Below are 13,517 nucleotides of genomic sequence, written 5' to 3'. Positions count from 1 at the left end.
GTGTGCAACTCTTGCCGTAGCATCGTCCCCATGACCGAGGCACCCCCCGCCGGACGGCGCGAGCTCAACAAGGCGCGCACCCACGAGGCGATCCTCGGGGCGCTGCGCGACCTCGTCGCGCAGCTGCCGGCCGCCGAGGTCACCGTCGACCAGGTGGCCGAGCGGGCGGGCATCTCCCGGCGCACCTTCTTCAACTACTTCGGCAGCATCCCCGCCGCCCTCAGCGCGGTCTTCGCCGAGCACGCCTCCGGCATGATCTCCCGGCTCGACCCCGACCAGGTCCGCCTCGACCCGCTCGCGGCCCTGCGCCGGCTCGTCCAGGCGGGGGAGATCCCCACCGACCTCATCGGGTGGCTCTCCGACCTCAACAGCCACGGGCAGAGCACCGACGGACAGATGCTGCTGGAGCGCACGGTCTGGGCGGACATGGCAGGCTGGCTGCGGGAGCAGCTGCACGCCCTGCTCCCCGAGGCCGACCCGCTCTTCGTCGCCACCCTCTCCTCGGCGGTGATGAGCTGCTTCCAGGCGGCCGAGGAGACGTGGGTCGAGGACCCGCACCGAGCGGCGCCGCTCTCCCCCGCCGACACGGCGGCCTTCCACGACCACCTGGACCGTGCCCTGGGCCTGCTGGCCTCGGGCTGGCGGTCCGACCACGACTGAGCAAACCCCGAAAGGACCCCCGTGGCCACTCTTCTGCACCGCCTGGGGCGCTGGTGCGCCCACCACCGGCTCGGCGTCATCGCGATCTGGGTCGCCGTGCTCGCCATCACCGGCACCGGTATGGCGACGCTCGCCAAGCCCCTGTCCAACGAGTTCTCCATCCCTGGCAGCCGGTTCGAGCAGGTGCTCGACACCCTCCAGCAGGAGATCCCGGAGGCTGCCGGCACCACCGGCACCGTGGTCTTCCGCAACGACGACGGCTTCACCGACGAGCAGCGCGAGGCCATCGCCGGCGCGGTGCAGGACTGGGAGGACCTGGACGGGGTCACCTCCACCGACCCCTTCGAGGCGCAGGCCGAGCTGGACTCGGCCCCGCAGGACATCACCGACGGCGAGGCCGAGCTCGAGGACGCCCGCGCCCAGCTGGAGGACGGCCGCGAGCAGCTCGAGCAGGGCCGGGCGGACCTGGAGGACTCACGGGACCAGCTCGCGTCCGGGCGGGAGCAGCTCGAGGCCGGCCAGGCCGAGCTGGACGAGCAGGCCGCCACCCTGCAGCAGTCCCAGGAGGAGCTCGACGCCCAGCTGCAGCAGCTCGAGGACGGGGTCGCGGCGGGCCAGGTGCCGCCGGCCGCCGAGCAGCAGGCGCGCGCGGAGATCGCCGCGGGCCAGGAGCAGATCGACGCCGGTCGCCAGCAGCTCGAGGCGGGCCAGGCCCAGCTCGACGAGCAGGCCCAGCAGCTCGAGGCCGGCGAGGAGCAGCTGGCGGACGGCGAGGCCGAGCTGGAGGACAACGCCGCCCAGCTCGACGACGCCGAGGACGACATCGCCCAGGGCGAGGAGGACCTCGCCGTCGCGCGCCGCATGGTCGACCTCAGCGACGGCTTCCGCGTGGTCAACGAGGCCGGCACCGTCGCCCTCACCCAGGTATCCGTGGCCGACGCCGAGGGCTTCATCCCGGAGGAGACCACTGCCTCGATCCAGCAGATCGGCAACGACCTCGAGGGCGACGGCCTGAGCGTCGACTTCTCCAAGGAGATCACCGACGACCTGTCCAGCCTCCTCGGCCCCGGTGAGGTCGTGGGCCTGGTCGTCGCCGCGGTCGTCCTCATCGTCATGCTCGGCAGCCTCGTCGCCGCCGGCCTGCCGATCCTCATGGCCCTCGTCGGGGTCGGCGTCGGCCTCACCGGCGCCCTCGCCCTGTCCCAGTGGGTCGACATGCAGTCGATCACCCCGGTGCTGGCGCTCATGCTCGGCCTCGCGGTCGGCATCGACTACTCCCTCTTCCTCATCAACCGGCACCGGCAGCAGGTGCGCCAGGGTATGCCGCTGCGCGACTCGATCGCGCTCGCCGTGGGGACCTCGGGCAACGCCGTCACCTTCGCCGGGCTCACCGTGATCATCGCGCTCGTCGCGCTCACCCTCACCGGCATCCCGTTCCTGGGCGTCATGGGGATCGTGGCCGCGGCGACGGTGGCCATCGCCGTGCTCGTGGCCATCACCCTCACCCCGGCGATGCTCTCCCTCATCGGGGACAAGGTGCTCCCCCGCCGCGAGCGCGCGGGCGGCCACCGTGGCAAGCACGAGGAGGACCCCGCCGAGGAGCACGCCGACGACCCCGGTCGCGGCTGGGCCGCCCGGGTGCAGAAGCACCCCTGGCTGGCCGTCGTCGGGGTGCTCGCCGTGGTGGGCGCCCTGGCCTGGCCCACCCTGGACCTGCGGCTCGGCCTGCCCGACGGCAGCAGCGAGCCCGCCGGCTCTACGGCATACACGACCTATGACACGGTGCGCGACGAGTTCGGCGCCGGCGCCAACGGCCCGATCCTCGTCGTCGCCGAGCTGGACGAGCCGCTCGCCGAGGGCGACACCGCGCTCATGAGCGCGCAGGCCGACCTGGGCGAGGAGCTGGCCGAGGTCGACGGCGTCGAGCAGGTGCTGCCCGCCGGCGTCAACGACGCGCGCGACGTGCTGGCCTTCCGGCTGCAGCCCGAGGGTGGCCCGGCGGACGCCTCCACCGAGGCGCTCGTCGACCGGCTCGGCCCGGCGGTCGAGCAGATCGGCGAGGACCAGGGTGCGACCCTGGGCCTGACCGGGCAGACGGTCGCCAACATCGACATCTCCGAGCAGCTCGCGGACGCGCTCCCGATCTACCTCGTCGTGGTCGTCGGCCTCTCGCTGATCCTGCTGCTGCTGGTCTTCCGCTCGATCCTGGTGCCGCTGCTGGCGACGGGTGGCTTCCTGCTCAGCGTCGGTGCCGCCTTCGGTGCGGTGGTCGGGGTCTACCAGCTCGGCTTCGCCTCGAGCTTCTTCGGGGTCAACGAGGCCGGGCCGATCCTGTCCTTCCTGCCGATCCTGCTCATCGGGATCCTCTTCGGGCTCGCCATGGACTACCAGCTCTTCCTCGTGTCCGCGATGCGGGAGGAGAAGGTCCACGGCAAGGACGCCCGGACCGCGGTGGTGAGCGGCTTCAACCACAGCGCGAGGGTCGTGACCGCGGCGGCGATCATCATGATCTCGGTCTTCGCCGGCTTCGTCTGGGCGCACCTGACGATGGTCCGACCGATCGGGCTGGGGCTGGCCGTGGGCGTCCTCGTCGACGCCTTCCTCGTCCGGATGACCCTCACCCCCGCGGTGATGTCACTGCTGGGCGAGAGGGCCTGGTGGATCCCGCGCTGGCTGGATCGGATCCTGCCGGACGTCGATGTCGAGGGCGCCAAGCTGGAGCGCACGCTCGGGATCAGCCACGACGAGCAGGAGCCGGGCGAGGGCACCGACGGCGACCGCGACGCGGACGCCGCGGACCGGGAGCCGGCTCAGGAGAGCGAGCCCTCCCCCAGCCGCTGACCCGCGGCCTGCAGCAGCGTCCGGGCGCCGGTCCGCGCGGCAGCATCACCCTCGGTGATCTGCAGCGCGAGCCGGCGCCCGTCGCGCTGGTAGACCACCATCCCCGGGCCACCCCCGGCCCCGACGATGTAGGCGGTGCGGTCGGGCAGCGCCCGCAGCCCGATGCCGCCCCACTTCATGGGGTCGAGCTCCTGCACGTCCACGCCGGCGACCTGCTCGGCGCGGACCCGCAGGACGACGCGTGGGACCACCCGGGAGCGCACCCGCAGACCGGACTCGTCCACCTCGACCCGGATCGCCGACCACAGCAGCGCGAGGCCGCTCGCCCCGACCCCCGTGAGCAGGACGACTACGGACAGGGCCAGGCTCTCCCCGACGAGCCGGACGACCACCGCCACCACGGCGAGCGCCACCAGCAGGCCCCAGGCGAGCACCTTCAGCGTGCGCGACTCCACCTCGGTGCTCCACGGCTCGACCGGACGTACCTCGTGGACCGGGCGGACGCGCGAGCGCTCCGGCACCAGGTCCTCCAGCTCCTCCCGGCTGGGCACCCGCCGGCCGTGGACGGCATACCCCACCACGGCGGCGACCAGCGCGCCGACGAGCGCCAGCAGCGGCCACCACTCGCGCACCTGGCCCGGGCCGTCGACCCCGACCCTCCAGGCCGTGACGACCCACAGGACCGCGGCGCCCCACCCGATCGCGGCGACGACGGCGAGCACCCAGCGGCACCAGGTGGCGGGCACGATGCGGCGGGCGATGGCGGTGAGGGCCGCGACGACGGTGCAGACCACGGTGGTGGCGAGGATCCCGGACAGGAAGCGCGCGCCGTCGGCGGAGGCGTCCGGGAGGCGCCCGGACCAGTGCGTGGGCACCCGCTCCGGGGTCGGCAGCACGGTCACGGCCACCAGCAGCACCCCCAGCGGCAGCATGGCCCACAGACCCGCCAGCATGCGTCTCACCCTTTGCCTCCTTCGATCTGCGGCGAGCCCCCAGGGTATGCCCGCTCCCCCGTTCCTCCATCTGTCGCCCGCCCGCCGTGCCCGGTTCACCTGCGCGTCGCCCGGCCCGGGGGGTCGGCGGCCTACGTTCGGAGGACGTCGCGCCCCCGTCCCGGGGCCGGCTTCTCGGGGAAACCCTCACGACGGAGGATCACGCGTGCCCATGCCCTCGACCACCAGCCGCCGCACCCTGCTGCCGCTGCTCGCCGCCCATCCCGGCGGGCGCAGCTCGGCCACCTGCCGCTACCGCTGCGGGGACGCCTGCTCCCAGCCGGTCCCGAACACGAGCGACAACACCTACTTCGGCGACGTCGTCCAGACGGCGATCCGTCGCCGCGCGGTGCTCACCGGCGGTGGCGCCGCGCTCGCCGGCGTCGCCTGGGCGGCCGCCCCGCAGCCCGCCGTCGCCGCCGAGGACCTGCCGGACACCGACCACCGGCTGCGCGGCTTTCCCTCGATCCCGCCCACGCCCGCCGACGTCGACGACCTCGTCGTCCCCCGCGGCTTCACCTGGGCACCGGTCATCTCCTGGGGGGACCCGGTGGAGCCGGGCGCCCCCGCCTTCGACGTCGACCACCAGTCGGTGGAGGCGCAGAAGGGGCAGGCCGGCTACAACGCCGACTACCTCACCCTGCGCCTGGACGGCGACCGGGGCTGGCGGTCCCGACGCGGCGTCATCGTCTTCAACAACGAGTACACCAACCCCGAGATGATGTTCCCGGACTGGGACGGGTCGGTCACCGCCGAGCAGGCCGAGATCGAGATGGCCGCGCACGGTATGACGGTGGTCGAGGTCACCCGCAGGAACGACCGGTCCCCGTGGACCTACCGCCGGCGCGGGACCCGCAACCGCCGCATCCACGCCTGGACGACCTTCGCCCTGGACGGCCCGGCGGCCGGGGCCGCGTGGATGCGGACTGGCGCGGACCGCAGCGGGCGACGCGTGCTGGGCACGCTCAACAACTGCGCCGGCGGGGACACCCCGTGGGGGACGGTGCTCTCCGGCGAGGAGAACTTCAACCAGTACTTCGACGCCACCGACGCGCCGGACCCGGAGGGTAGGCTGGCCCGCTACGGCATCACGTCCGCGGGCCGCGGGTGGGAGCAGGCCGACCCGCGCTTCTCCCTGGTCGAGGAGCCGCACGAGGTCAACCGCTTCGGCTGGATCGTCGAGGTCGACCCCGACGACCCCGGCTCCACCCCGGTGAAGCACACGGCGCTGGGCCGGTTCAAGCACGAGGGTGCCACCATCCGGCTGGCGCAGGACGGGCGGGCCGTGGCCTACATGGGCGACGACGAGCGCTTCGACTACGTCTACAAGTTCGTCTCCCGACGCCGTTACCGCGAGGGCGACAAGCGGCACAACCTGCGGCTGCTCTCCGACGGAGACCTCTACGTCGCCCGGTTCACCGGCGACGGCTTCCAGGACGGGGAGTACGACGGGCGCGGTGAGTGGCTGCCGCTGATCGTGGACGGCGAGTCGCACGTCGACGGTATGGCCGTGGCCGAGGTCTGCACCTGGACCCGGCTGGCGGCGGACACGGTCGGGCCGACGAAGATGGACCGCCCTGAGGACGTCCAGCCCGACCCGCACACCGGCCGCGTCTACGTCGCCCTGACCAACAACACGGCCCGCACCCCCGGCCAGATCGACGAGGCCAACCCCCGCGCCGCCAACAAGTTCGGCCACGTCATCGAGTGGCGGGAGCAGGGTGACGACGCCGCCGCCCTCCGCTTCCGGTGGCGGATCGTGCTCGTCGCGGGCGACCCCTCGGACCCGGGCACCTACTTCCACGGGACCGACCAGCGTGAGGTCACCCCCATCAGCTGCCCGGACAACGTCGCCTTCGACGGTGAGCCCGGGCATCTGTGGATCTCCACCGACGGTGCGCCCGGCACCCTCGGCACCTGCGACGGCCTGTTCCGTATGCCGACGCGGGGTCGTGACCGTGGCCTGGTCGAGCAGTTCCTGTCGGTGCCCACGGGCGCAGAGTGCTGCGGGCCGGTGATCTCGTGGAAGGACCGCTCGGTGCTGGTCAGCGTGCAGCATCCGGGAGAGGGCGGCCAGAGCGGCTACCCCTACCTCGGCGACAGCGTGCCGCGCCCCGGCGTGGCTCACGTCTACCCACGCCGGGGCTGATCCAGTCGGTCCGCGCTCAGCGCAGGGCCGGGGATGGCGACACCCTCCGCCACAGCTCACCGAGGCCCAGGTAGGCCCACGAGGCCGGGATGGCGGCGATGAGCAGCATGACGACCGCACCGGTCAGGTGGTCGTCGAGGAAGGGGTTCGTGACCGTCGGGAGCGCCGCGCCGTACATGAAGAGGTACATCAGGGCGCCGCACAGCGCGCCGACCCGGGCGCCCATACCGGTCATCAGCGTGACACCGATGCCCAGCAGACCGAGCATGAACAGCCAGTCGATGGCGGTGCTGCCCACCATCCCCTGGTAGAAGCCCGAGAGCGGGCCCTCGACGCCGGAGAGGTAGCCGGTCGTCGGGCTCCCGCCCCGGATCCAGGCACCCTCCGAGGGGGTCGCGTAGCCCAGGCCGAAGGTCTTGTCCAGGAAGGCCCAGAGGAAGTAGAACCCGAAGGACAGTCGGAGGAGCCCGAGGGCGAGGCCCCCGAGGACCGGCAGACCGTTCCTCTCGTTCTTCACCGGAGTCGGCGTGCTGCGGTTCCGGTCGGTTCTGGCGGTGGTGTTCATGTCAGCCAACTCCTTGTCCCATCGGGTTCGTCGGGCAGTTCCCAGTATACTACTTTTTGTAGTAGATAGGAGCAGCGACGGCCACACGAGATGCGAGGGCAGCTGAATGGAGAGTGCGGTCACCTTCCTGCAACCTCCATCGCCCTACAGGGTGATGGAGGTTGCTCGAAGGTGACCGCACTCCGGGGGGGTGGGAGGGCGGGGCGGGGCGGGGTGCGCGGTGGTGGGGTCAGCGGGAGCGGTCGGCGACGCCGTCGACGAGGGCCTGCAGCGCGGCCCGGGCGGGCGAGGCCGGCAGGTCGTCGAGGAGCTCCCTGGCCTGCGCGGCGACGTGCAGCGTCTGCTCGCGCGCCTGGGCCATCGCGGGGTGTCCCCGCAGCAGGGACAGGGCCTCGGCGAGGTCGTCCGGGTCCTCGATCGGGCCGCGGGTGAGCTCCAGCAGCCGGGCGTCGGCGGGGTCCTCGCTGCTCCGGGCATACAGCACCGGGAGCGTGGCCTTGCCCTCGCGCAGGTCGGTGCCGGGCGTCTTGCCCGACTCCTGCGCGTCCGAGGCGACGTCGAGCAGGTCGTCCGCCAGCTGGAAGACGACGCCGACCTTCTCGCCGTAGGCCGTGAGGGTGCGGGTCGTGGCCTCGTCGCAGCCGCCGAACATCGCGCCGTAGCGGGCGGCGGTCGCGATGAGCGCGCCGGTCTTGTCCGCGAGGATCTCGAGGTATGCCTGCACCGCCTGATCGCTCGGCAGGTCGGCGTCCGCCTGCCGGTCGTCGCGGATCTGGCCGGCGCACAGCCGGATGAAGGTGTCGGCCTGGATCCGGACCGCCTGGGCCCCCAGCCCCGCGACCACCGAGGAGGCGGTGCCGAAGAGCAGGTCACCCACGAGGATCGCGGTGGAGTTGCCGTAGCGGGCGTTGGCGCTCTGGACGCCGCGCCGCAGCTCCGCCTCATCCATGACGTCGTCGTGGTAGAGCGAGGCCAGGTGGGTCAGCTCGACGCCGACCGCGGCATCGACGACCTGCTCGTCCCAGCCGGTGCCGACCTCGCTGGACAGCAGGGTCAGCAACGGGCGGAAGCCCTTGCCCCCGGCGGCGGCGAGGTGGTGGTTGGCCTCCGAGACGAAGGGGTCGTCGTGGTCGACGACCTCCGCCAGCCGCTGAGACACCCGGGCGAGCCCGGCCTCGACGCGGCTCGTCAGCTCCTCGTCGGCACCGGGGATGCTGGGCGGTCTCACCTCAGGAACGCCGCGGTGCTCTGCGCCAGGTCGAGGACCGGGGAGGGCATGATGCCCAGGGCCAGGGTCATGGCCACCCCGACGAGGATCGCGACCGAGGTCATCCACGAGGGCCGCACGACGACGGTGTCACCGCTCGCGTCCGCGTCGCCGAGCCACATCTGCACGACCAGGACGAAGTAGATGTAGGCGGTGACGGCGCTGGCGAGCACACCGACGACCGCCAGCCATGCCCAGCCCTGGCTCACCGCGGCCGAGAAAACCGCGAACTTGCCGGTGAAGCCCGAGGTCAGCGGGATGCCTGCGAAGGCCATGAGCAGGAAGGTGAAGGAGGCGGCGATCCACGGGGAGCGGCGGCCGAGCCCGGCCCACTGGTCCACGAGGGTGGCCTCGGTGCCGGCGCTGCGGACCAGCGCCACGATCGCGAAGGCGGGGATCGTCATGAAGCCGTAGGTCGCGAGGTAGAACATCGTGCTGGTGACGCCGGAGACGTCCAGCGCCACGACGCCGGTGAGGATGAAGCCGGCGTGCGCGATGGAGGAGTAGGCCAGGATCCGCTTGACGTCGGTCTGCACGATCGAGAGCAGCGCACCGACGACCATCGACAGCGCCGCGACGACGGCGATGACCGGCTGCCACTCCAGGCGCGCACCCTCGACGGCGACGTAGAGCACCCGCAGCATGGCGCCGAAGGCGGCGACCTTGGTGCACGCCGCCATGAAGCCGGTGACCGGCGTCGGGGCCCCCTGGTAGACGTCCGGCGTCCACGCGTGGAAGGGCACCGCGCCGACCTTGAAGAGCAGCCCGACCGCGACGAGCAGCACGCCCGGCACGAGCAGGCCGTCCATGCCCACCTCGGAGCTGATCGCGGCCGCGATGTCGGCGAAGCGCATCGAGCCGGCGTAGCCGTAGAGCAGCACGGCGCCGAAGAGGTAGAAGGCCGAGGAGAAGCTGCCCAGCAAGAAGTACTTCAGCGAGGCCTCCTGCGACAGCAGCCGCCGGCGCCGGGCCAGCCCGGTGAGGACGTAGAGCGGCAGCGAGAGGATCTCCAGGGCGACGAAGAGCAGCAGCAGGTCGTTGGCCGAGACGAAGAGCATCATGCCGCCGACCGACATCAGCGTCAGCGGGTAGACCTCGGTGGTCGTGGCGCCGACCTTGGTCGCCAGCGTCTCCTCGGCCGAGCCCGGCGTCGAGACGCCGGACTGGGTGAAGGCGTCGGGCTGCTGCCCGCCGAAGCGCTCGCTCATCGCCAGCAGGCCGAGGATCGAGAGCACGAGCACGAGGCCCTGCAGCGACAGCGCCACCCCGTCGATCGCGACCGTGTCCGCCGCGGTGAGGCCCTGGTTGTCCCGGCCGAGCAGGATGAGCGCGACCAGCGCCAGGACCAGCGTCGCCACCGAGAGGGGCACCTGGACGGCATACCGCGTGCGGCGGGAGGCGAAGCCCTCCACCGTGACCCCGACGAGCCCGCCGACGAAGACGATGATCATCGGCAGCAGCGCGGTGTAGTTGATGTCCGGCGCGACGAACATGCCACCCATCAGTGGTCACTCCCCTCGGAGTCGGAGGTCGTGGCGAGGCCCGTGTCCACGGTCGGGCTCACGTCGGTGATCCCGACCGTCTGCATGCTCTGCTCGACGGCCGGCTGGAGCAGGTCGAGGACCGGCTGCGGGTAGAAGCCGAGGACGAGGAAAGCCGCGATGATCGGCGCCACCACCCACTTCTCGCGCCCGCTCATGTCCGGTATGCCCTCGACCTCGGCACCCTCGGGCCTCGGCCCGGTGGCGACCTTCTGGTACATCACGAGGATGTAGACGGCCGCGAGGATGACGCCCAGGGCGGCGATGACGCCCAGCCACGGGTGCCGGCCGAAGGTGCCGACGATGACGAGGAACTCGCTGACGAAGGAGTTCAGACCGGGCAGCGCCAGCCCGGACAGGCCGGAGACGAGCAGCGCACCGGCCACGAGCGGGGTGACCCGCTGCCAGCCGCCGAAGTCGCGCAGGTCGCGCGAGCCCCGGCGCATGATGAGCATGCCCGCGACGAGGAACAGCCCGGCGGTGGTGAAGCCGTGGTTGACCATGTAGAGCGTCGCACCGGTCTGGCTGATCGTGGTGAAGGCGAAGATGCCGAGCACGATGAAGCCGAAGTGGCTGATCGAGGTGTAGCTGATGAGCCGCAGCATGTCGGTCTGGCCGATCGCGAGGAAGGCGCCGACGAAGAGCGAGACGAGCGCGAGCGCGAGGATCACCGGGGTCGCCCACTGACTGGCCTCGGGGAAGAGCGCCAGGCAGAAGCGGATCATGCCGTAGGTGCCGACCTTGTCGAGCACGCCGACCAGCAGCACAGACGTCGCCGGGCGCGCCTGCTCGGCCGCCAGCGGCAGCCAGGTGTGCACCGGCCACATCGGCGCCTTGATCGCGAAGGCGATGAAGAAGCCGAGGAAGAGCCAGCGGCCGGCCTCCACCGACAGGTCCAGCCCGGTGAGGTTGGACAGCAGGAAGCCGTCGGTGCCGCGCGGTCCGGCGAGGTAGACCCCGATGACCGCGACGAGCATGATGAGCCCGCCGACGAGCGAGTAGAGCAGGAAGGTCGTGGCCGCCTTCGCCCGCCGGGTGCCGCCGAAGACCCCGATGAGGAAATAGACCGGGATGAGCATCGCCTCGAAGAAGACGTAGAAGAGGAAGACGTCGATGGCGGCGAAGACACCGATCATCATGGAGCTCAGCGCCAGCATGAGGGCGAAGTAGGCGTGCTGGCGCCGGCCGACCGCCGGGACGTCGTCCCACGCGGCGACGATGCAGATGGGCACGAGCACGAGGCCGAGCAGGATCATCGACAGCGAGATGCCGTCGACGCCCAGCGCGTAGGAGACGCCGAACTGCGGGATCCAGGAGTAGACCTCGGTCAGCTGGAACTGCTCGCCGCCGGATCCCCCGCCGATCTGGTACTGGGTCGCGGCACCGATGCCGACCGCGAGGGTCAGCAGCGCCACGCCGAGGGACACCGGGCGCACCAGGGTGCTGCCCTTGGGCAGCAGCGACACGACGAGCGCGCCGACGAGCGGCAGCACGAGGAGCGTGGTCAACCAGGGGAAGTTCATCACTGCATCACCCAGACTGCGCCGAGGATCGCGACGACGCCCAGGAGCATCGTCAGGGCATAGGAGCGGACGAAGCCGTTCTGCGCGCGTCGCAGCAGGCCGGAGACGGCGTTGAGGCCGCCGGTGGTGCCCCCGGTCACGCCGCCCTCCACGAGGACGTCGTCGGCGTCGACCGTGGTGCGGGCCAGCGCCATCGTCGGGCCGGTGAACAGCGCGTCGTTGACGTCGTCCTGGAAGAGGTCGCGGCGGGCCGCCACGGTGACCAGGCTGGCCCTGGGCGCGGTCTGCGGGACCTCGCGCCGGGCATACATCATCCAGGCCAGGCCCGCCCCGGCGAGCATGAGCACGAAGGCGGAGATCTGGATGGCGAGCTGCGGGATGAGCGGCTCACCGTGCTCGGCGTGGCCGAAGACCGGCTCCAGCCAGCCGGTGATGATCCCGGTCGGGTAGAGCACGGCGCCCAGCACCAGCGACCCCAGGGCGAGCACCATCATCGGCACGGTCATCACCAGCGGCGACTCGTGCGGGTGGTCGTCCTCGTGCCAGCGCTTCTCGCCGAAGAAGGTCATGAAGAACAGGCGGGACATGTAGAACGCCGTGATCCCGGCGCCCAGCAGCGCGACGCCGCCGAAGACCCAGCCCTGCCAGCCCTCCATGGTGAAGGCGGTCTCGATGATGTAGTCCTTCGAGAACCACCCCGCGGTGAGGGGGAAGCCGATGATCGCGAGCCAGCCGGCGGCGAAGGTGATGAACGTGATCTTGACGTCCTTGCGCAGCGCGCCGAAGCGGCGCATGTCGACCCGGTTGTTCATGGCGTGCATGACCGAGCCGGCGCCGAGGAACATGTTGGCCTTGAAGAAGCCGTGCGTCACCAGGTGGAAGATCGCGTAGAGGTAGCCGACCGGGCCCAGGCCGACGGCGAGCATCATGTAGCCGATCTGGCTCATCGTCGAGGCGGCCAGCGCCTTCTTGAGGTCGTCCTTGGCGCAGCCGACGATCGCGCCGTAGAGCAGCGTGACGGCACCGACGACCGCGACGACCAGCCGGGCGTCCGGGGTGAGGTCGTAGATCGCCTGGCTGCGGGCGATGAGGTAGACGCCCGCGGTGACCATCGTCGCCGCGTGGATGAGCGCGGACACCGGCGTCGGGCCGGCCATCGCGTCGCCCAGCCAGCTCTGCAGCGGGAACTGCGCCGACTTGCCGCAGGCGGCAAGCAGCAGCGCCAGGCCGACGAGGGTGAGGGTGAGGTCGCTCGCTCCCCCTGCGCTGCCGTGCACCGTGGCGAAGTCCAGCGCGCCGAAGGTGGCGAGCATGATCGCCATCGCGGTGATGAGGCCGACGTCACCGACCCGGTTGACGACGAAGGCCTTGTTGGCGGCCGCCGCGTAGTCCGGGTTCCAGTTCCAGAAGCCGATGAGCAGGTAGGACGCCAGCCCGACGCCCTCCCAGCCGACGAAGAGCAGGAGGTAGGAGTCGGCGAGCACGAGGATGAGCATCGCCGCGACGAAGAGGTTGAGGTAGGCGAAGAACCGGCGCTTGTCCGGGTCGTGCTCCATGTAGCCCAGCGAGTAGACGTGGATGAGGCTGCCCACGAAGGTGATGAGCATGACGAAGGCCAGCGACAGCGGGTCCAGCAGCAGGCCGGCGCGCAGCGACAGGTCACCGACGCTCACCCACTCCCACAGCGGCACCGAGAGCGCGCGCTCGGCCTCCGGCAGCCCGGCCAGCTGGGCGATGATCGCGACGCCGACGCCGAAGCTCGCCCAGGACAGCCCGGTCGCGAGCGCCGGGCCCCAGCTGTTGGTCACCCGCCCCCCGAGGAGGAGCAGCGCGGCACCCGCCAGGGGCAGCGCGACGAGCAGCCAGCCGAGGCCGGCGATGCCGTCCGCCTGGGTGGCGTGGGTCGCGCCGAGACCGCCCGGGTCGTCGGCGAGGGTCAGGCTGACCGCGGCCAGGCCCTGACTCAGGTCGTGCACAGA

At 71.7% G+C, this 13,517-nt stretch carries 9 protein-coding genes; 3 read left to right on the top strand and 6 right to left on the bottom strand.

Annotated elements, in window-relative coordinates; all coding sequences use genetic code 11:
* The first annotated feature begins 30 nt into the window (after nt 1–30).
* Nucleotides 31–660, top strand: a complete 630-nt coding sequence (locus SGUI_RS14290; RefSeq protein ID WP_066641404.1) for a TetR/AcrR family transcriptional regulator — start codon at nt 31–33, stop codon at nt 658–660.
* Between the two features lie 21 nt (nt 661–681).
* Nucleotides 682–3,501, top strand: coding sequence for an MMPL family transporter (locus tag SGUI_RS14285; RefSeq protein WP_083190709.1), 2,820 nt, complete (start codon nt 682–684; stop codon nt 3,499–3,501).
* Here SGUI_RS14285 and SGUI_RS14280 read toward each other — a convergent pair.
* Nucleotides 3,471–4,463 (bottom strand): hypothetical protein, encoded by a 993-nt coding sequence (locus tag SGUI_RS14280; RefSeq protein ID WP_157621858.1) that lies wholly within the window; start codon nt 4,461–4,463, stop codon nt 3,471–3,473. The genes SGUI_RS14285 and SGUI_RS14280 overlap by 31 nt on opposite strands.
* A gap of 202 nt (nt 4,464–4,665) precedes the next feature.
* On the opposite strand from SGUI_RS14280, the gene SGUI_RS14275 reads away from it, so the two are divergent.
* Complete coding sequence (locus SGUI_RS14275) at nt 4,666–6,642, top strand: PhoX family protein (protein ID WP_066641401.1); 1,977 nt, start codon at nt 4,666–4,668, stop codon at nt 6,640–6,642.
* Nucleotides 6,643–6,658: 16 nt separating this feature from the next.
* Here the strand turns inward: SGUI_RS14275 and SGUI_RS14270 are convergent, their stop codons facing one another.
* The 5 genes from SGUI_RS14270 to nuoL all read right to left on the bottom strand — a co-directional run bounded on the left by SGUI_RS14270 (nt 6,659) and on the right by nuoL (nt 13,514).
* Nucleotides 6,659–7,159, bottom strand: a complete 501-nt coding sequence (locus SGUI_RS14270; protein WP_157621857.1) for a hypothetical protein — start codon at nt 7,157–7,159, stop codon at nt 6,659–6,661.
* Nucleotides 7,160–7,436: 277 nt separating this feature from the next.
* Nucleotides 7,437–8,435, bottom strand: a complete 999-nt coding sequence (locus SGUI_RS14265; protein WP_066641399.1) for a polyprenyl synthetase family protein — start codon at nt 8,433–8,435, stop codon at nt 7,437–7,439.
* Nucleotides 8,432–9,976: an NADH-quinone oxidoreductase subunit NuoN gene (nuoN, locus tag SGUI_RS14260; protein WP_066641395.1), complete on the bottom strand. Its 1,545-nt coding sequence runs from the start codon at nt 9,974–9,976 to the stop codon at nt 8,432–8,434. Before nuoN ends, SGUI_RS14265 begins: the two co-directional genes overlap by 4 nt.
* The gene (locus SGUI_RS14255) at nt 9,976–11,538 is read right to left on the bottom strand and encodes an NADH-quinone oxidoreductase subunit M (RefSeq protein WP_066641393.1); all 1,563 of its coding nucleotides are present in this window, start codon (nt 11,536–11,538) and stop codon (nt 9,976–9,978) included. The genes nuoN and SGUI_RS14255 overlap by 1 nt, the downstream gene beginning before the upstream one ends.
* Complete coding sequence (nuoL, locus tag SGUI_RS14250) at nt 11,538–13,514, bottom strand: NADH-quinone oxidoreductase subunit L (protein ID WP_083190708.1); 1,977 nt, start codon at nt 13,512–13,514, stop codon at nt 11,538–11,540. Before nuoL ends, SGUI_RS14255 begins: the two co-directional genes overlap by 1 nt.
* Nucleotides 13,515–13,517: the final 3 nt, after the last annotated feature.

Origin of the sequence: Serinicoccus hydrothermalis, from assembly GCF_001685415.1 — a bacterium.
Lineage (GTDB): Bacteria > Actinomycetota > Actinomycetes > Actinomycetales > Dermatophilaceae > Ornithinicoccus > Ornithinicoccus hydrothermalis.
Note: the sequence above shows the minus strand (reverse complement) of the source record. Positions and strands in the feature narration are given on the sequence as shown.

Bases quoted from the DNA above. Each gene is read 5' to 3' on its own strand.
- SGUI_RS14290 (WP_066641404.1), top strand. From the start codon at position 31: ATGACCGAGGCACCCCCCGCCGGACGGCGCGAGCTCAACAAGGCGCGC.
- SGUI_RS14275 (WP_066641401.1), top strand. From the start codon at position 4,666: ATGCCCTCGACCACCAGCCGCCGCACCCTGCTGCCGCTGCTCGCCGCC.
- nuoN (WP_066641395.1), bottom strand. From the start codon at position 9,976: ATGGGTGGCATGTTCGTCGCGCCGGACATCAACTACACCGCGCTGCTG.
- SGUI_RS14255 (WP_066641393.1), bottom strand. From the start codon at position 11,538: ATGAACTTCCCCTGGTTGACCACGCTCCTCGTGCTGCCGCTCGTCGGC.